Origin of the sequence: Paraburkholderia sp. (assembly GCF_035656215.1) — a bacterium.
Classification (GTDB): Bacteria; Pseudomonadota; Gammaproteobacteria; order Burkholderiales; family Burkholderiaceae; genus Paraburkholderia.
The window spans coordinates 1-16,731 of record NZ_DASRSY010000224.1 but is presented as its reverse complement, the minus strand read 5'-3'; the positions used below and the strand labels follow the sequence as shown (position 1 = coordinate 16,731).

Below are 16,731 nucleotides of genomic sequence, written 5' to 3'. Positions count from 1 at the left end.
GAGCCGCCTCGACGGCCCTCCCCCTATACCAAACAAAATAAACAACAAGCAACACAACAACAAACGGCACCCCAATCACCAGAGTCATCCGAAACTCTCTGGTAAACCACGTAGTGACCAAAGCACTCACCATCAACCCCGCACCAAGCAGAGAAGTAACCGGAAACCCCCACATCCTGAACGCCAACGGCATCCCCTTATGCTTATGGCGAAAAAAGAAGTGAGTAACAAAAATCATCAACCAGGTGAACATGGCACCAAACATGGAGACGGACATCATCAACACAAACGAAGCATCCGGATAAACCACGTTCAAAACAGTCGCCAACGCAATCCCAATCGTCGAGAGCCACAACGCAGCAACCGGAACCCCTTTCCGATTCAACTCCCCCAACCGCCGCGGTGCATACCCCGCACGGGAAAGACTAAACATCATCCGCGTAGTGATATACAACTGACTATTCATCGCCGACAACGCTGCCACGAGAATGACAAAATTAATAACACCCGCAGCCCCCGGCACATGCGTCGCCGCCATCACCCGCACGAATGGGCTCTCATCGGTACCCGCCGCATTCCACGGCACGATCGCCAGCATCAACGCCAATGTCAGCAAATAAAAGAACACCAACCGGAACATCGTCGCGCGAAACGCCTGCGTAATCGCCCTCTGTGGATCGCGCGCCTCGCCCGCCGCCACCGCGATCATCTCGATGCTCAGATAACTGAAGATCGACACGATCACCGCCACCCACATGCCCCACACACCCTTGGGAAAGAAACCGCCGTGCGACGTGTAATTGGCAAAGCCAATCCCCGAACCGGCAGGCGCGCCGAACACCACATAAGCGCCCAGTAAAATGAAACCGACAATCGCCACGATCTTCAGCATCGAAAAGACATACTCGACCGCGCCGAATACCTTCACGCTCACCGAGTTAATCCCGATCAACGCCGCAGAGAACCCGACAATCCAGTACCAGCCAGGCACGCCAGGAAACCAGTACTTCATGTACACGGCAATCGCCGTCACCTCCGTGCCGACCGCAAACACAATCGACGACCAGTACGCATAGCGCACCAGAAATCCCGCCCACGGCGCGATATAGTGCTCGGCATATGCGCCGAACGATCCCGACGTCGGATGCGCGACAGTCATTTCGGCAAGGCATCCCATCAACAGCAACGCAATCAGCGCGCCAATCGCATAACTCACCAGCACGCTCGGGCCAGCAAAACCAATGGCAAATCCGCTGCCGAGAAAAAGGCCCGTGCCGATCGCACCGCCAATCGCGATCATCGATAACTGTCCCGTCGATAATCCCCGATGCAACCCCTTCTCGCGTTCGACAATCGTGTCGAAGCCTCGCTGCTCTTGCGTCATCTTGTGTCTCCTCCTGGATGCGGTTGCGCGCATAGACGCAACCGCCGGTGCCGCGCTGTCGTATTACTTGTATTGCTCCAATCGCGGCGCTTAAGTGCTTAAGTGTTCAGGTCCGTTGAGCCAGTCAGGTCACGGACTTGCGTGCTTTATATTCTTCGGTATTCCACGCATCGGTCGCGATGATGCCCTTAAGCTGAGCGATGGTGTCCCAGATATCCACGTATCGCACGTAGAGCGGCGCAAAGCCAAAGCGCAGAATGTCCGGTGCGCGGAAGTCGCCGATCACGTTGCGTGCAATCAGCGCCTGCATGATCGCGTAGCCTTCCGCATGACCCAGTGAGACCTGGCTGCCGCGTTGCTCGGCGTCCCGCGGCGAAGCGAGCGTGCAACCCAGGCCCTTCAGTTCCTGATCGGTCAGCTCGATAAACAGATTGCCGAGCGCCACGCTCTTGTCACGAAGCACGTCGAGATCGACGCCATCGAACGCTTCGAGCGCGCTCTCCAATGCGATCACGCCGAGTTGCGGCGCGGTGCCGGTCAACATGCGATCAATGCCCGGATGCGGCGCGTAGTCGTGCGTGAACTCGAACGGCTTCGAGTGACCGTGCCACCCCGTCAACGGTTGACGCACCGCTTCGATATGGCGCGACGCGACGAACACAAAAGCCGGTGCGCCCGGACCGCCATTCAGATACTTGTAGCCGCAGCCCACCGCGAAGTCGGCGTCGCAGCGGTTCAGATTCACTGGCATCGCGCCCGCCGAGTGACACAGGTCCCACACGATCAGCGCGCCGGCTTCATGTGCCTGACGCGTCACCGCTTCCATGTCGTAGCGCTTACCCGTTTTGTAGTTGACGTGCGTGAGCGACACGATTGCCACCGTATTGTCGATCGCCGCGACGATGTCGTCCGGGTCGACGCAACGCAGCTCGCAACCCGTCATCTCGGCGACGCTCGAAGCGATATACACGTCAGTCGGAAAATTGGTTCGCTCAGCGAGAATCACGTTGCGGCCCGGGCGCATGCGCGTAGCCGACACCAGTACCTTGAACAGATTCACCGAGGTCGAATCGGCGACGATCACTTCGTCCTGCCCCGCGCCGATCAGTTTGGCGATCTTGTTGCCGGTGCGCTGCGGCGCCGGATACCAGTCGGCATCGTTCCATGAGCGGATCAAACCGTGCGCCCATTCCTCCTTCAGCGCCCGTTCGATGCGCGTAGGCACATTCGCGGGCATCGCGCCCAGCGAGTTGCCGTCGAGGTAAATCGTATCGGCGGGCAAGTCGAAGCGCGCGCGGCAGTGGGCCAACGTGTCGGCAGCGTCGAGCGCGGCGCAGTGTTCCCGGGTAATCATCTGGCTAATTTCCTGTGTGTTCTTATTGCAATTGCAAGGTCAATGGCGAGCGTTGCCTGAACCTGTTCAAAGCGCGTGTGAAACCGTCGTAGTCAAATCGAAAAAGCGCTGGGCGTTGGCGCCGAGAATCTTCGCCTTGGCTGTGTCGCTCAGTTGCGGATGATCGGCGACCAGGTCGCCGATCTTCTGCTCGCCAAGCGGGAACGGATAGTCGGAGCCAAGCAGCACGTGATCCTCGCCCATCGTCTCGACCAGCAGGCGCAAAGCGCCTTGATCGAACACTGCGCTATCCACGTGAAAGCGGTCGAGATACGACACCGGCGGATTCGGACAATCCTCGCGCACGATGTCGCGCTGCTCCCACGCGTTCTGCACGCGGCCTAGCAAAAACGCAAAGCTGCCGCCACCGTGCGCAAAGCACAGCTTCAGCGACTTCGGAATCCGCTCGAATGCCCCCGACAAAATCAGCGACACCATGCTCAATTGCGTTTCCGCCGGCATTGCGACAAGCCACGGCAGCATCCACTTCTTCATGCGGCCGTCGGTCATCATGTCCCACGGGTGCACGAGTACGGGAATGCCGTCGTTCGCACAGTGCGTGAGAAACGTCACAAGGTGTTCGTCGTCGAGATCGCGCGGCCCGAGGTGATTGCCGATCTGCACGCCGCGATGGCCGCCACGGTGCGCGCGCGTCGCTTCGCGGCAAGCGAGGTCGACGTCCTGCAGCGGCACTTGCGCGAGCGCCATCAATCGTTGCGGAGCATGCGCGCAAAGTTCGAGCGCGTGGTCGTTCATTCGCGCGGCCCAGTCGTGCGCGGCGGCCGCGTCGTAGCGATAGCCGAACATCACGGGCGTCGCGCACATCAACTGGATATCGACGCCGAGCGCATCCATTTCAGCAATGCGCACCGCCGGATCCCACAGCGCGCGATACACCGGGCGAAAGCTCTTCTCGCCGGTCATGATCATGCCGCGTTCGCCGTCCGCGTCGATCTTGAGCCACGGCGCGTGTTCCGCGTCGAGGCTTGCGGCTTCTTCCCGCACGATCGGCGGGAAGAAGTGGGAATGCATGTCGATTCGAAGTGTCATCGTGATTCTGTTTGTTTAGACGGTCTTGCCGGGGTGGACATGACCACAATGCGCGCAGCGGCGTTTTTCTTCTGAGGCATAGAAGGCGTTGAAAAGCGGCGGCAGATCGCTGACGATGCTTTTCAGTTGCACCTCGACGCGATAGACGAGATGGCCGCAGTCATCGCAATACCATTCGAAGCCGTCCACCATGCCTTGCGGGCGTTGCCGTTCGATCACGAGGCAGACGCTGCCCGCTTCCGGCCGTTGCGGTGAATGACGCACATGCGGCGGCAACAGAAACACGTCCCCTTCGTTCAGATCGACGCGTTCGCGTTTGCCGTCGATCCACAGATGCAGATACGCATTACCGCGCAGCTGATAGAAGAATTCCTCGAGCGGGTCGTCGTGGTAATCGGTACGGTGGTTCGGGCCACCCACCACCGTGACGATGAAATCGCTGTCCTGCCACACCTGCTGATTGCCGACCGGTGGCTTGAGCAGATGCGCGTGGTCGTCGATCCAGCGCTGAAAATTGAACGGTTTGCCGTACGTGAGCATGGCTGTCTCTTTCTTTAGTTTTATGCGCGTATTTATTTTTTCGGTGCGTACGCAATCGCCTTCATCTCGATCAGCAGATGCGGATGAGGCAATTGATGCACGGCGACTGTGGTCCGCGTTGGACCGGTTTCGTCGAAGTACTCGCCGTAGACGGCGTTATAGCCGCCGAAGTCGTTCATGTTGACGAGAAACGACGATATCTCGACGAGGTTCGACAGGTCCGCGCCTTCACTCTGCAGGATATCGCGAATGTTCTCGATCACCACGCGCGTTTGCTCGCGAATGTCGAGCTGGACGGTACCGAGCTCGTCGGCGGAAGCGCCCGCAATCGTATTGTCCGGACGGCGCGAACTGGTGCCGGAGACGAACAGGAAGTCACCCGCTCGCGTCACATGCGGAAAACGGCCGCGCGGTTTAGCTTTGCCGGGCACGACGCGCCCTTGAATGGTCGGTTCGTTGGTCATGAGAGTCGATGGGTGGTGAATTCGGTGCCGCCAAGGCCGTTGACGACACAATGCACGTGCGCGTCGACGGGCAACGGATGAGCGGCGGTGGCGGCGCCCGCCATGATCAGCGAGCCAGCCGGCAACACCAAGCCGCTTTGTGAAATCAGGCGTGACGCTTGCACGATCGAGCGCAGCGGATCGCCGAGAATTGCCGCTGTCGAGCCGGCTTGCACGATGCGGCCGTCGAGTCGCATCGTCACGCCGGCGTTGCGCAGACCCTCGAAGCGTTTGGTCCATGGGCCGATCACCAGCCCCGCGGACGAACAGTTATCGGCGACCACGTCTTCGAGCGTGAACTTGAAATCGCGGTAGCGTGAGTCGATGATCTCCATTGCCGGGGCCACCGCTTCCAGATAGCGCGACGCCTCGAGAAGGGTGAGCGGGCGGTCGATCTCACGGCTCGTCAGGAAGCAAACTTCTGGCTCGACGCGCGGGTGAATGAAGCGATTCAGCGCGACGCGGCCGCCGTCCTCATCAAGCATCGCGTCAGTCAACCAGCCCCAGATCAGGCTGTCGACACCCATCTGGATCATCTTCGCGCGGCTCGTAAACCCCAGCTTCACGCCGACCATGCTCTCGCCACGATGAATGCGCCGCTCAATCGACGCGCGTTGAATCCCGTAGGCATCATCCAGCGAAAACGGCGTGGACGTGGTGAGTTGCGCGATCGGTTCCGCATGGCGTGCGGCGTCGTCGATACGTTCCGCAATAGCGTCGAGATCGATCATGCGGTCTCCTTCTGCGCGAGTTCGCGTGCCTTGAGCATATCCAGCGCGACGTCGACGATCATGTCTTCCTGGCCGCCGACCATGCGGCGCTTGCCGAGTTCGACCATGATGTCGAACGCCGGCAGGCCGTATTTCGCAGCGGCGGCTTCCGTGTGGCGCAGGAAGCTTGAGTACACGCCGGCATAGCCCAGCGCGAGTGTTTCGCGATCCACGCGCACCGGCCGTTCCTGCAACGGACGCACAATATCTTCAGCGGCGTCGATCAGCTTCTTCACATCGCAGCCGTGATTGAGCTTCATCCGGTCTACCGCGGCGATGAACACTTCGAGCGGCGCGTTGCCTGCGCCCGCTCCCATACCGGTCAGCGATGCATCGATGCGGTCGCAACCATGTTCGAGCGCGACCACGGAATTCGCCACACCCAGCGACAGATTGTGATGCGCGTGCATACCGGTTTGCGTCGCCGGATCCAGCACGGCCTTGAATGCATCGAAACGCTCGGCGACGTCGCGCATATTCAACGCGCCGCCCGAATCCACCACGTACACGCATTGCGCGCCGTAGCTTTCCATCAGTTTGGCCTGCTTCGCCAATGCGTCGGGCGTGGTCATATGCGACATCATCAGGAAGCCGACGGTATCCATGCCAAGCGAGCGCGCGTATTCAATGTGCTGCTTCGAGATATCCGCTTCGGTGCAATGCGTGGCGATCCGGACGATGCGTGCGCCGGCGTCGTACGCCGCGCGCAGATCGTGGACGGTGCCGATGCCAGGCAGCAGCAGCGTCGCCACTTGCGCGCGTTTCACCGTACCGGCCACCGCTTCGATCCATTCGAGATCGGTGTGTGCGCCGAAACCGTAGTTGAAGCTCGAACCCGAGAGACCATCACCATGCGCGACTTCGATACTGTCGACGCCCGCGTCATCGAGTGCCTGTGCGATCGCTACCGCACTTTCCAATGAATACTGATGACGGATCGCGTGCATGCCGTCGCGCAGCGTCACGTCCGACACGTAGATTTTCTTGTTTCTATCGCTCATTGCGTCTTTCCTTTCACGCTGTCACGCGGCTGGCCGCGATCTGTTCGGCCGCGGCCAACGCCGCCGAAGTCATGATGTCGAGATTGCCCGCATACGAAGGCAGATAGTGCGCGGCGCCCTCCACTTCGAGGAACACGCTCACCTTCAGACCCGCGCGGCGCTCGTTCGCATGCAACGCGAGTGGGTTCGCGGCGGTGTAGCGGTCAAACTGCACCGCCTGCTTCAGACGATAGCCGGGCACGTAGCTCGCCACTGCCGCGACCATCGCGTGAATCGAGCTTTCGATTTCGTCGGTATTGGCGTCTTCTTCAGTCAGGCAGTAGACGGTGTCGCGCATCATCAGCGGCGGTTCGGCCGGATTGAGCACAATGATCGCCTTGCCGCGCGCCGCTCCGCCGACGGTTTCGATCGCCTTCGAGGTGGTCTCGGTGAACTCGTCGATATTGGCGCGCGTACCCGGCCCCGCCGAACGGCTTGCAATCGATGCGACGATTTCGGCGTAACGCACCGGCGCCACACGAGATACGGCGTGGACGATCGGAATGGTCGCCTGACCGCCGCATGTGACCATGTTCAGGTTCGGCACGTCGAGATGCGCGAACAGATTCACTACCGGCACCACGAACGGCCCGACGGCGGCCGGCGTCAGATCGATCACGGTGACGCCGTGTTCACGCAGCACGGCGGCATGGCGATGATGTGCGCCCGCCGAGGTCGCGTCGAATGCAATGCGAACGTCGCTGAAGTTCGGCATGGCCACGAGGCCATCGATCCCCTGCGCGGTGGTTGGCACGCCGAGCCGTTCGGCGCGCGCCAGACCGTCTGAAGCCGGATCGATGCCGACCATCGCCCCCATCTCAAGGTGCTTCGCCTGACGCAATATCTTGATCATCAGATCGGTACCGATGTTGCCGGAGCCGATGATGGCGACGGCCTGCTTTTCTTGTTTATCGTGCATGGCGTTCTCTGTCACGCTGCGGATTCAGTATGGTGGGCAAAGCTCGCGCTCACGGAGCCGAGCCCTTCGATGTGGGCGGTGAACACGTCGCCGGCATGGACGCCGACCATTGGGCCGAGCGCGCCGGTCAGCACGATATCGCCCGCCTTCAGGGGCGCGCCGACGCGCGTCATGGTGTTGGCGAGCCACACCGCTGCGTAGAGCGGATTGCCGAGGCAAGCGGCGCCCACGCCGACGCTCACCTGATCGCCGCGCCGTTCCATCACCATGCCGCAGTTGATAGCGTGGAAGGCATCGAGTTTGACCGGGCAATTGCCGAGCACGAACAGACCGCTCGATGCGTTGTCGGCCACGGTATCTGTCAAGCGGATATCCCAGTTGCCAATACGGCTGCCGACGATCTCGATCGCGGGCAATGCGTAGGCGGTTGCGCCGATCAGATCGGCAATCGTGTGCCGTTCGTGCGGCAGATCGCGTGCGAGCACCAGCGCGATCTCCGCTTCCACTTTGGGCTGCTGCGTGCGCGACATGGCAATCTCTTCGCCGTCCGCAATCGACATATCGTCGAACAGCATGCCGAAGTCTGGCTGATCGACGCCGAGTTGAGTCTGCACGGCTTTCGACGTGAGGCCGATCTTGCGGCCCACGAGGCGGCGACCAGTTGCCAGCTTCCGTTCAGTGTTCAGGCGCTGCACGGCATACGCGGCTTCCAGCGCGTCGCCGCCCAGGTCCGCAATCGCCGCGCGCACCGGCGCGATGGGTGTGTTGTTCTGCTGCGCCTGCCAGAGTGAGTAAGCGATCTGTTGCGCGGCGTTCAGGTCGATTTCGCTCATGCGATCCTCACGCAGACGTTGGTCAGTTCCGAATAGAAATCGAGGGAGTGACGCCCGCCTTCACGGCCGATGCCCGAAAGCTTGGTTCCGCCGAACGGTGTGCGCAGATCGCGCACGAACCATGCGTTGACCCAAACGATGCCGGTTTCGATCTGCCGCGCCACGCGATGGCCGCGCGAGAGTTGCGTCGTCCAGATGCTCGCGGCGAGTCCGTAAGCGCTGTCGTTGACGCGGCCGATCACTTCGTCTTCGCTATCGAACGGCGCAATGTGGCAGACGGGTCCGAAGATTTCTTCTTTCACGCAGCGTGCATCATCGTTCAGTCCGGTCCAGATTGTCGGCATCACGAACGCGCCTTGATCGCGTTCGTCGCCGAATTGCGGGACATTGCCACCCGTCACGACGGTTGCGCCCTCTTCAACAGCGAGCCGGAAATACGACAGCACCTTCTCGCGATGGCCCCGCGAGATCAGCGGGCCCATCGTGGTTGCGGGATCGTGAGGTGCGCCGACTTGCAGCGCCTCGGTTTTTTCCTTCAACGCGGCGACGAAGCGCTCGAAGATCGGCCGCTCGACGTACACGCGCTCGCTGCACAGACAAACCTGCCCGGCATTCGTGAAGCTGGATTTCAACACGCCGGCAACAGCCGCATCGAAGTCCGCGTCGGCGAACACCACGGCTGCATTCTTGCCGCCGAGTTCGAACGAGATCTCCTTCACGCCATCGGCGACGGTCCTCATGATCGTGCTGCCGGTACGCGATTCGCCGGTGAAGGTGATCGCGCTGATATCCGGATGACGCGTGAGGAATTCCCCGGCAGCGTTCGGCCCGTGGCCGTGAATCAGATTGAACACGCCGGGCGGCAAGCCGATGTCGTGCATCACTTCGGCGAGCAGCGTGGCGGAACTGGGCGTTTCTTCCGAGGGCTTGGCGACGACGCAGTTGCCCATTGCGAGGGCCGGCGCGACCTTCCACGTGAACAGCAGCAGCGGCAGATTCCACGGCGAGATGATGCCGACCACGCCGAGCGGTTTGCGCGTGACGTAGTTGATCAGTTCGCTGCCGTCGGCTGCATGCGTTTCGAAGAATTCGCTATTCGCGGTGCGGATGAGGTCCGCGAAGGTACGGAAGTTCGCGATGCCACGGGCAATGTCGAGCTTGCGGGCTTGCTCGAGTGGGCGACCGGTATCGGCCACTTCTGCCGCGACGAAATCTTCGAAGCGGGCGTCTATGCCGTCGGCGATTTTATGGAGCCAGTCCGCACGTTCAGCCGGTTTGGTATTGCGCCAGCCGGCGCGTTGGGCGGCGGCTGCTGCGCGGACGGCGGCGTCGACGGTTGCGGCGTCGGCTTCGCAGACTTGAGCGAGTTGTTTGCCGTCGACGGGGCTGATGTTTGGGAAGGTGGTTGCGGTCGCAATGAATTCGCCGTTGATGTAATGGCGAAGCAATGGTTGAGCGCGCTGCGCGGCGGCCGGGGTGAAGGTCACAACGTCTCCTGCTCGATTGAGGTGTTTGCAGGAGTCTAAAGGGGGGCCTCGCGGGGCGATAATCAAAGATTGGGTGGTGGGTATGCTAAAGGGGAATACCAGAGGGTTGATCAGGTGCCGCGGCCACCCCCACCGCCTCCCGCAAACACTCGACAAAAGCCTGGCAAGCAGCACTCTGCTCCTTATGCGACCGTACTGAAAACCCCACTGTCCCAAACGCCCCACTCTCAGGTAAATCCAGAATCCGCAACAACCCCGCATCTTCAAACTGCTGCGCGGCAACTCGCGGCATCAGCGCAATCCGTGGCGTATCGAGTAGCAAGCCGATATTCGTCAACAGCGACAACGACTCCACAATATCCGTTGGCAGCGGCAACCCCGCCGCGCGAAACAGATGTTCCGCCGAAAGCCGCGCTGGCGAATCAGGCGTCGGCAGAATCCAGGGCGATCCGACCAGCTCCGACAGATGCGTCACGCCAGCCGGCGCAGGCCCATAGCCTTTTCCGACCACCACGCACAGCGACTCGTCAAAAAGCGCCTCGTGCGTCAACGGAAAAGCACTCGCAATTGGCAACTCGCGCTCCGGCAACCGCCCGACGACGATATCGAGGTCCCCCGTCGCCAGCGCCGGGAAGAGATGCGCCGTCGTACCCTCACGCACCGTCACCAGAACGTTCGGCGTGCGCGCTTTCAGCATGGCGATCGCGGTTGGCAGCAGTCGTGCCGATGCCGAGATGAGCGTGCCGATAATCACATGACCACTGGTGCCAAGCCGAAAGTCATTGAGCTCGTCAGTCATATAGCGCAACTCCGCCATCAGCGATTTGACCCGCCGCCCGAGGAGCAATCCCAGTTCCGTCGGCACGACACCGCGATTCGAGCGCGCGAACAGCGCGCCGTCGAAGCACGACTCAAGTTCGTGGATAACCTTGGTGACGGCCGGCTGCGTCAAGCGCATCTCGTTGGCCGCGCGCACGACGGAACGCGTTTCCAGCACGCGTTCGAAGATCATCAGCTGATTGAGCTTCAGCTTGCGGATCAGGGAAATCTCGCTGAGTGGATTGTGTTGCATGGCGGGCGTGGGCGGAATCAATGATCCGCGATGGTAACAGCACAAAATCGGGAGGCCGATTAGGGGCACCACTTGTTCTTCACGCCCTGGGCACATCTATTGCTATATATCGCTCGCCGGCAAATAGCCGTCAAAGCACATAGTGCCCATAGCAGTAGCCGTTTTTAACTTCAATTCAGCAATCCATCGGTGGGAGGCCCCATGCTTCGATACGCTGTAATCTTCTTCATCATCGCGATCATCGCCGCGGTATTCGGCTTCGGCGGCATTGCCGCAGGCGCAACGGAAATCGCCAAAGTTCTATTCTTCATCTTCGTGGTGATCTTCCTCGTCACCTTGCTGATGGGCGTGATGCGACGCTAACCACCGTATCAACCTGATAAGAGAAGAGACACCCGCCCCGGTGTGAAGACCGGCAGCTCGTTGCAATACTTGCCGCATGGCATTGCAATAATTGCTGCCCGCACCGGGTTTTTTAACGCTAGAGCCTACACATCACGCGCCCGCGCACCCCGAACGCATTGCGCTACAGCACACACGCAACACGCTTCAGGTACGCCAACCACGCAAACGCCTCATGCCGCCCGCGCAATTCTCGCCGGCACAGTCAACCTATGCGACCAGTTCGCGAGCGTACGCGTCGCCACCGGTGGCTTGCTCAAGATCGCACTGTCGTAACGCTTGCCTTCGAACCGCACGAAATCGACGATGCGGAACCCCTGCCCTCTATAAAACGCAATCAGATGAGCCGCGGGCTGCGGCGTATCGAGCGCGAGCTCGGTAAAACCGCGCGTCGCGGCCCAGTGGTCGGCGAAAGCGATCAACAGCGTACCGATGCCGCGCGCCTGCCACACTGGCTCCACGCCGAACTGGCGCAGGCTGGCGATATCGTCACGCCGGTACAACTCGCAAGGCGACACGTGATCGGGTGCATACAACGTCATCGTGCCGACAATGCGCCCCTCGCAGACCGCCACGTAGCAATCGCCCCGGGTCGCGCGCGAACGTGTCGTCTCCACAGTTTGATCCACACACGTGCAGTTCAGACCCATCGCACCGAGCCGTGTAAAAGCTCGATGCAGTAGCGCGGTCAACGCGACATACGAATCGCGCGACGGATCGAAGCGGCGTAGTTCGATACGGCCCACGCCGTTACATACGTAGTCGATACGGACGGATTGCTGCGTCGTTGCACGTCGCTTCACGTTGAACCCCTCGCGCTATCAAGATGCACGAAGTGTAGGTTTGGCGAGTAGGCGTCTCAAGAAAAAATGTCGTAAAAACTCACATGGGACGTGCATGCGAGCGTGGGTGCTGATGTGCATGCCAACGTGCTATCGGCAGATTGCCAGGGCACTAGCCAGCGGGTGCCATAAGCGGCTCGCTTTCCCGCAAGCCGAGATGCAATTCCTCGCAGAGAAACGTCTGCAATGTCTGCACGGCAGCCGCCTGGGCGCCGGAGACCGCGCGCATGAAAAGCCCAAAATCGGCGGTTGGCGCATCGGGCAATCCATCGGCCTGACCGAGCACGCGCATCGACTCCGAACGGATATTGCCGTCGAGCAGTACCGAAACACCAAGCCCCGCTTCCACGGCGGACTGCACCGCCGGCAAACTGGTGCTGGTGCACACAATGCGCCACGCAATCCCCGCGCGCCGCAGCGCCGTCAACACCTGCTGCTGCCACAGACAGGTCCCGCCGAACGCAACCACCGGCAACGCCGCGTCACCGTCACGGCTAAACCCGCGCGCGCCGACCCAGAAGAGCGGCTGCGACCAGGTCAGCAGCGGCACCGAGTCGACCAGTGCGGGGTCTCCCACGACCACGTCGAGGCCGCCATCCGCAAGCCGGTTCGACAACGCCGTACTGGTATCGACGACGATCTCCAGCGCCACCTGCGGATAAGCGATCGAAAAGCGACGCAACGCACGCGGCAGTCGACCGACCGCGATGTCTTCCAGCATGCCGAGCCGCACCGTGCCGGACACCTGCCCCGCGCTCAACGCCCGCCGCGCATCGGCGCCCGCGCCGAGGATCGTATGCGCGAACGGCAGCAGCAGATGCCCCGCTTCGGTCAGTTGCACGCCACGCGGCGAGCGGTCGAGCAAACGCTGCCCCAGTTCTTCTTCGAGCCGGCGCAATTGCATGCTCACCGCCGCCTGGGTGCGCGCGAGGCGCGCCGCCGCCACGCCCACCGCGCCAGTCTCCGCAACGGTAACGAACGCGCGCAGGAGGCTGCTGTCGAGATCTCGGGTCATCACGTTTATTGAAGTGATCATAAGAAATATCAACTTATCTTAATGCCGCTTGCACCGATAAGATAGCGTCCAACGAATCCGAAAGAGCAGCAACGAGGCCAAGATGCAGGACACCACGATCAAATCGGCGCTGAATTCCGTGCCAACCCCAGTCAAGCCAGCCAGCGCAGCGGCGGGTGCGGCGCTCCTGTGCGTGCTGTCGATGTCGAGCGTGCAGTTCGGCGCCGCGCTCTCTGCGCCGACGATGGCAGCGTACGGTTCGCTCAGCACCACCTGGTTGCGTCTCTGCTGGGCGGCCGTGGTGCTTGCGTTGCTGGTGCGCCCGCGTCTGTTCACCTATTCGCGCTCGCATTGGCTCGCGGCTGGCGCGCTAGGGGCGGCGATGGCCGGCATGACACTATGCTTTTTCGCCGCGCTTCAGCGGATTCCGTTGGGGCTGGCCGTCGCGATCGATTTTCTCGGGCCGCTCGCCGTGGCGACTTTCGCGGTACGGCGCGCGCGAGCACTCCTGTGGCCGGCATTGGCGATTGCCGGCGTGTTGCTGCTTTCGCGCGATCGCGCGGGCTGGATCGGCGAACCGCTCGGCGTGCTGCTCGCGTTTGGAGCCGCGCTCGGCTGGGGCAGCTATATCGTGCTGATGAAGAAGATCGGCACCGTGTTCGCCGGACTCGAAGGATTGTCGGTGTCACTGATCGCAGCGGCGCTGGTTGCCACGCCATTCGGCTTCGCGCAAAGCGGCATACACATCGCCGCAGGCCAGATCGCGGCAACCGCGGGCCTCGCATTACTGGTTCCATTGTTACCGTACGCGCTGGAAATGGTGGCTTTGCGGCACATGCCCGCCGCATCGTTTGGGATCCTGATGAGTGTCGAACCGGCGATTGGCGCGTTGGCCGGCTTCGTGGTACTGTATCAACCGATGGGTGTCTTGCAGATAGCAGGCACGCTGCTGGTGGTCGCCGCGAGCGTCGGCGCCGTGGTGGCAACGCGCTGAACGGGGTTGAATCGCTGCGTGGCCGCGCTCAGGCGAAGCGCTCAGGCGAAGTTTTCCGCTTCGTAAAGACGCCGGCCCGCTGCGTCCTTCGCGCCGAGGATCGGCTCGATTTCGATCGGCCACTCGATGCCGATATCAGGATCGCACCACAAGATGCAGCGCTCGAGTTCGGGGAACCAGTATTCGGTGGTTTTCCAAAGGCACTCGGCAACGTCGGAAAGTACGACGAAACCATGCGCGAAGCCCGGCGGCACCCATACCTGCCGATGATTGGCCGCGCTTAGATAGACGCCGCTCCACTTGCCGAAGTTCGGCGAATTGAGGCGCACGTCTACCGCGACGTCGAACACCTCCCCCACCACCACGCGCACGAGCCGGCCCTGCGGTCGCTGCACCTGATAGTGCAGCCCGCGCAACACGCCACGCACCGCCCGCAAATGACGGTCTTGCACGAAATTGAAACCGTGCGAGACGTCGTCGGTAAACTCATCCGCACTGAAGCTCTCGAAGCAGAAGCCGAATTCGTCGCAAAACACCTCGGGCTCGATGAGTTTGATCTCCGGCAATGCCGTCGCCATTACCTTGTTGCCCATGGCCACTGTGCTCGTAAGAAGCCTGTCCGGAGAAAACACGCTCGCCGCTGCGCACGCGTCCATCCACGATAAGGTACGCCGTTTGCACGGCACCTCCCCAAGCTTACATCTCGGTCGCCACCCGGCTGCGTGCGCGATATTCGGTCGGCGACAACGCCATACGCTTGCGGAATATCTTCGCGAGGCGATCGCCGTTGCCGGTGCCGCTGCGGCGCGCGATCTTGTCCACCGGTAATTCGGTTTCAGTCAGGAAATTGCAGGCAATGCGCAGCCGCACCTGCAGCAGATAGTCAGAAGGCGTGACGTGCATTTCATGCTTGAAGCGTCGCAGAAAATTTCGCTCGCTCATCGCCGCCACCTGGGCGGCGTCGGCAACCGATACAGAACGATCGCAATTCGCCTCCATCCAGCGCGCGGCTGCACGGATTTTCTCGGCAACGCTGAGCGTGCCGCCTTCAGCCGGCAGCGGCACCCAGGTGGCGGCCATGCCCGGCATGACCCGATCGGCGACGCTGCGCGCAAGTTCCGCGCCGAGATCGCGCTTGATGAACATCAGCGCGCTGCGCGCACAATCGTTACGATCATTGGCGGCGCTGCGCGCGGCATCGGTCGTGGCACTGTTCAGATAGCGGTTCACCTGAAGGCCGTCACGCTCTGCGGGACCCGCCGCCTCCAGCACGAGACGGCCTTCGCCGATCGTCTCGATCGCGCGGGTACGCGTTTGCACCGAGCGCAGCCAGCCAAGCAGCCGTTCGTCGAGCGCGGCCTCATGTGCGCCGTGTCCACCAGCAATGAATAGCACGTCGAAACTGCTGCCGTAACGTGTGTCGATACGGTCGGTCCAGATTCGCGCCGACGACGAACTCGCGACGCTGCCGCCGTCCATCGACAGAAACTGTACTTCATAAGGCGGCTCTTCACCGGCCCGCGAGCCGGAGAGTTCGTTGGCGGTCTGGAACATCTCGACCACCGTGCCAGGCCCAAGCAGCCAGAAGCCGTCGAACAGCAACACGCCAATTCGCCGCGCTGCACTACGCACGCTTAGCGCCGGCGTATGTAACCAGGTGATCCTCGCAGTATCCAGGTGCATGTGCGGCATGATGTTCCCTCAAACTGTCGTACGTTGCGGACCCCGCTATTCCTTCGGCAGGCCGATATGGTCGAATTTAATTACGGCGAATGAAAGCTGCCGGCAATTTTGCTTAACGGATTATGCGTGATGTTAGCGTAATGCCTAGCTATAGTAAATTTGAAAAACAAATTGGCATTGAGAAAGAAAATGTATGAAGAAAACCATTATCGCTGGTTTCATATGACTGTCCGCATATGAGCCGCCATAGCGGTAGATCGTATCGGATCGTCGTCCGCCAGAATCACGTAGAACCTTGTATTTGCTCGATCTTAAGCCTGTCTCGGCTGCGCACGAAGCTGGTACGGACGGAATGATTTGCGACAGCGACTCGTCGCGACCCCATCCAAAAGTGTTTCAAACATGAACTCTAAACATCGCAAATAATGAACGTTCATTCAGGCTTTTATTCGCAAAGCGGGAATTTATCGGCAGTGTGAATGTGGCAAACCGCACATTCACCGAAACATTCCGGATTAAGCATTTCGACGCCCGATTCCCAATCGAATAAAAACGTTTCTATATTGAAACATCTGGCCTCGTTTACATATGAATAAATACGCCGGTCATCTGTCCCCAGCATCGCGAAAAACATCGGACGAATCCGCGGTATGGCGGAAACCGTGCCAGGCGGCTTCCTTAAACAAAGTTTCATCCCTGGATCGTGCTCTTTAAGACTTGGTTAAGAGCATGTCGTTATACACAACGTCGCTGTCGCGCCACGACAGCGAGAAAGCTCGTTTACTTTCAATGACATAGAGCAGC

17 protein-coding genes are annotated in these 16,731 nt (G+C 60.8%); 2 read left to right on the top strand and 15 right to left on the bottom strand.

Going from position 1 to position 16,731, the window contains the following annotated elements:
• From VFE81_RS12820 to VFE81_RS12770, 11 genes are all read right to left on the bottom strand, one after another.
• On the bottom strand, positions 1 to 1,384 hold a 1,384-nt coding region (locus VFE81_RS12820; protein ID WP_325044950.1), incomplete at its 3' end, for an amino acid permease.
• 124 nt (positions 1,385 to 1,508) lie between these two features.
• Positions 1,509 to 2,738, bottom strand: coding sequence for a kynureninase (kynU, locus tag VFE81_RS12815; RefSeq protein ID WP_325044949.1), 1,230 nt, complete (start codon positions 2,736 to 2,738; stop codon positions 1,509 to 1,511).
• Positions 2,739 to 2,804: 66 nt separating this feature from the next.
• Positions 2,805 to 3,827 carry an amidohydrolase family protein gene (locus VFE81_RS12810; protein ID WP_325044948.1) on the bottom strand — a complete coding sequence of 341 codons (1,023 nt, stop codon included), beginning with the start codon at positions 3,825 to 3,827 and terminating at the stop codon, positions 2,805 to 2,807.
• Between the two features lie 15 nt (positions 3,828 to 3,842).
• Positions 3,843 to 4,367, bottom strand: a complete 525-nt coding sequence (locus VFE81_RS12805; protein WP_325044947.1) for a 3-hydroxyanthranilate 3,4-dioxygenase — start codon at positions 4,365 to 4,367, stop codon at positions 3,843 to 3,845.
• Positions 4,368 to 4,399: 32 nt separating this feature from the next.
• Positions 4,400 to 4,831, bottom strand: coding sequence for a RidA family protein (locus VFE81_RS12800; RefSeq protein ID WP_201075509.1), 432 nt, complete (start codon positions 4,829 to 4,831; stop codon positions 4,400 to 4,402).
• Positions 4,828 to 5,601 (bottom strand): 2-keto-4-pentenoate hydratase, encoded by a 774-nt coding sequence (locus VFE81_RS12795; RefSeq protein WP_325044946.1) that lies wholly within the window; start codon positions 5,599 to 5,601, stop codon positions 4,828 to 4,830. The genes VFE81_RS12800 and VFE81_RS12795 overlap by 4 nt, the downstream gene beginning before the upstream one ends.
• On the bottom strand, positions 5,598 to 6,641 hold the full coding sequence (gene dmpG / locus VFE81_RS12790) for a 4-hydroxy-2-oxovalerate aldolase (RefSeq protein WP_325044945.1): 1,044 nt from the start codon (positions 6,639 to 6,641) through the stop codon (positions 5,598 to 5,600). The genes VFE81_RS12795 and dmpG overlap by 4 nt, the downstream gene beginning before the upstream one ends.
• 13 nt (positions 6,642 to 6,654) lie before the next feature.
• Entirely contained in the window at positions 6,655 to 7,599 is a 945-nt protein-coding gene (locus VFE81_RS12785) for an acetaldehyde dehydrogenase (acetylating) (RefSeq protein WP_325044944.1), read from the bottom strand.
• Positions 7,600 to 7,610: 11 nt separating this feature from the next.
• The gene (locus VFE81_RS12780) at positions 7,611 to 8,432 is read right to left on the bottom strand and encodes a fumarylacetoacetate hydrolase family protein (RefSeq protein WP_325044943.1); all 822 of its coding nucleotides are present in this window, start codon (positions 8,430 to 8,432) and stop codon (positions 7,611 to 7,613) included.
• Positions 8,429 to 9,919, bottom strand: coding sequence for a 2-hydroxymuconic semialdehyde dehydrogenase (locus VFE81_RS12775; protein WP_325044942.1), 1,491 nt, complete (start codon positions 9,917 to 9,919; stop codon positions 8,429 to 8,431). The genes VFE81_RS12780 and VFE81_RS12775 overlap by 4 nt, the downstream gene beginning before the upstream one ends.
• 85 nt (positions 9,920 to 10,004) lie before the next feature.
• A complete protein-coding gene (locus VFE81_RS12770) occupies positions 10,005 to 10,991 on the bottom strand; it encodes a LysR substrate-binding domain-containing protein (RefSeq protein WP_325044941.1) in 987 nt (328 codons plus the stop codon).
• A 201-nt stretch (positions 10,992 to 11,192) separates the two neighbouring features.
• Here VFE81_RS12770 and VFE81_RS12765 point away from each other — a divergent pair, with 201 nt between their 5' ends.
• Positions 11,193 to 11,354 carry a DUF1328 domain-containing protein gene (locus tag VFE81_RS12765; protein ID WP_035551387.1) on the top strand — a complete coding sequence of 54 codons (162 nt, stop codon included), beginning with the start codon at positions 11,193 to 11,195 and terminating at the stop codon, positions 11,352 to 11,354.
• 212 nt (positions 11,355 to 11,566) lie between these two features.
• On the opposite strand, the gene VFE81_RS12760 is transcribed toward VFE81_RS12765, so the two are convergent.
• The gene (locus tag VFE81_RS12760; RefSeq protein ID WP_325044940.1) at positions 11,567 to 12,196 is read right to left on the bottom strand and encodes a GNAT family N-acetyltransferase; all 630 of its coding nucleotides are present in this window, start codon (positions 12,194 to 12,196) and stop codon (positions 11,567 to 11,569) included.
• 151 nt (positions 12,197 to 12,347) lie between these two features.
• The gene (locus VFE81_RS12755; RefSeq protein ID WP_325044939.1) at positions 12,348 to 13,271 is read right to left on the bottom strand and encodes a LysR substrate-binding domain-containing protein; all 924 of its coding nucleotides are present in this window, start codon (positions 13,269 to 13,271) and stop codon (positions 12,348 to 12,350) included.
• Between the two features lie 82 nt (positions 13,272 to 13,353).
• Between VFE81_RS12755 and VFE81_RS12750 the strand changes: the two genes are divergently transcribed.
• Entirely contained in the window at positions 13,354 to 14,244 is an 891-nt protein-coding gene (locus tag VFE81_RS12750) for an EamA family transporter (RefSeq protein ID WP_325044938.1), read from the top strand.
• 41 nt (positions 14,245 to 14,285) lie between these two features.
• On the opposite strand, the gene rfbC is transcribed toward VFE81_RS12750, so the two are convergent.
• Positions 14,286 to 14,837, bottom strand: coding sequence for a dTDP-4-dehydrorhamnose 3,5-epimerase (gene rfbC, locus VFE81_RS12745; RefSeq protein WP_325044937.1), 552 nt, complete (start codon positions 14,835 to 14,837; stop codon positions 14,286 to 14,288).
• A 103-nt stretch (positions 14,838 to 14,940) separates the two neighbouring features.
• Positions 14,941 to 15,936 carry a GlxA family transcriptional regulator gene (locus VFE81_RS12740; protein ID WP_325044936.1) on the bottom strand — a complete coding sequence of 332 codons (996 nt, stop codon included), beginning with the start codon at positions 15,934 to 15,936 and terminating at the stop codon, positions 14,941 to 14,943.
• Positions 15,937 to 16,731: the final 795 nt, after the last annotated feature.

Excerpts from the sequence above, each read along its gene's own strand:
- kynU (WP_325044949.1), bottom strand. The coding sequence starts at position 2,738 with ATGATTACCCGGGAACACTGCGCCGCGCTCGACGCTGCCGACACGTTG.
- VFE81_RS12810 (WP_325044948.1), bottom strand. The coding sequence starts at position 3,827 with ATGACACTTCGAATCGACATGCATTCCCACTTCTTCCCGCCGATCGTG.
- VFE81_RS12805 (WP_325044947.1), bottom strand. The coding sequence starts at position 4,367 with ATGCTCACGTACGGCAAACCGTTCAATTTTCAGCGCTGGATCGACGAC.
- VFE81_RS12800 (WP_201075509.1), bottom strand. The coding sequence starts at position 4,831 with ATGACCAACGAACCGACCATTCAAGGGCGCGTCGTGCCCGGCAAAGCT.
- VFE81_RS12795 (WP_325044946.1), bottom strand. The coding sequence starts at position 5,601 with ATGATCGATCTCGACGCTATTGCGGAACGTATCGACGACGCCGCACGC.
- dmpG (WP_325044945.1), bottom strand. The coding sequence starts at position 6,641 with ATGAGCGATAGAAACAAGAAAATCTACGTGTCGGACGTGACGCTGCGC.
- VFE81_RS12785 (WP_325044944.1), bottom strand. The coding sequence starts at position 7,599 with ATGCACGATAAACAAGAAAAGCAGGCCGTCGCCATCATCGGCTCCGGC.
- VFE81_RS12780 (WP_325044943.1), bottom strand. The coding sequence starts at position 8,432 with ATGAGCGAAATCGACCTGAACGCCGCGCAACAGATCGCTTACTCACTC.
- VFE81_RS12770 (WP_325044941.1), bottom strand. The coding sequence starts at position 10,991 with ATGCAACACAATCCACTCAGCGAGATTTCCCTGATCCGCAAGCTGAAG.
- VFE81_RS12765 (WP_035551387.1), top strand. The coding sequence starts at position 11,193 with ATGCTTCGATACGCTGTAATCTTCTTCATCATCGCGATCATCGCCGCG.
- VFE81_RS12755 (WP_325044939.1), bottom strand. The coding sequence starts at position 13,271 with ATGATCACTTCAATAAACGTGATGACCCGAGATCTCGACAGCAGCCTC.
- VFE81_RS12750 (WP_325044938.1), top strand. The coding sequence starts at position 13,354 with ATGCAGGACACCACGATCAAATCGGCGCTGAATTCCGTGCCAACCCCA.
- rfbC (WP_325044937.1), bottom strand. The coding sequence starts at position 14,837 with ATGGGCAACAAGGTAATGGCGACGGCATTGCCGGAGATCAAACTCATC.
- VFE81_RS12740 (WP_325044936.1), bottom strand. The coding sequence starts at position 15,936 with ATGCCGCACATGCACCTGGATACTGCGAGGATCACCTGGTTACATACG.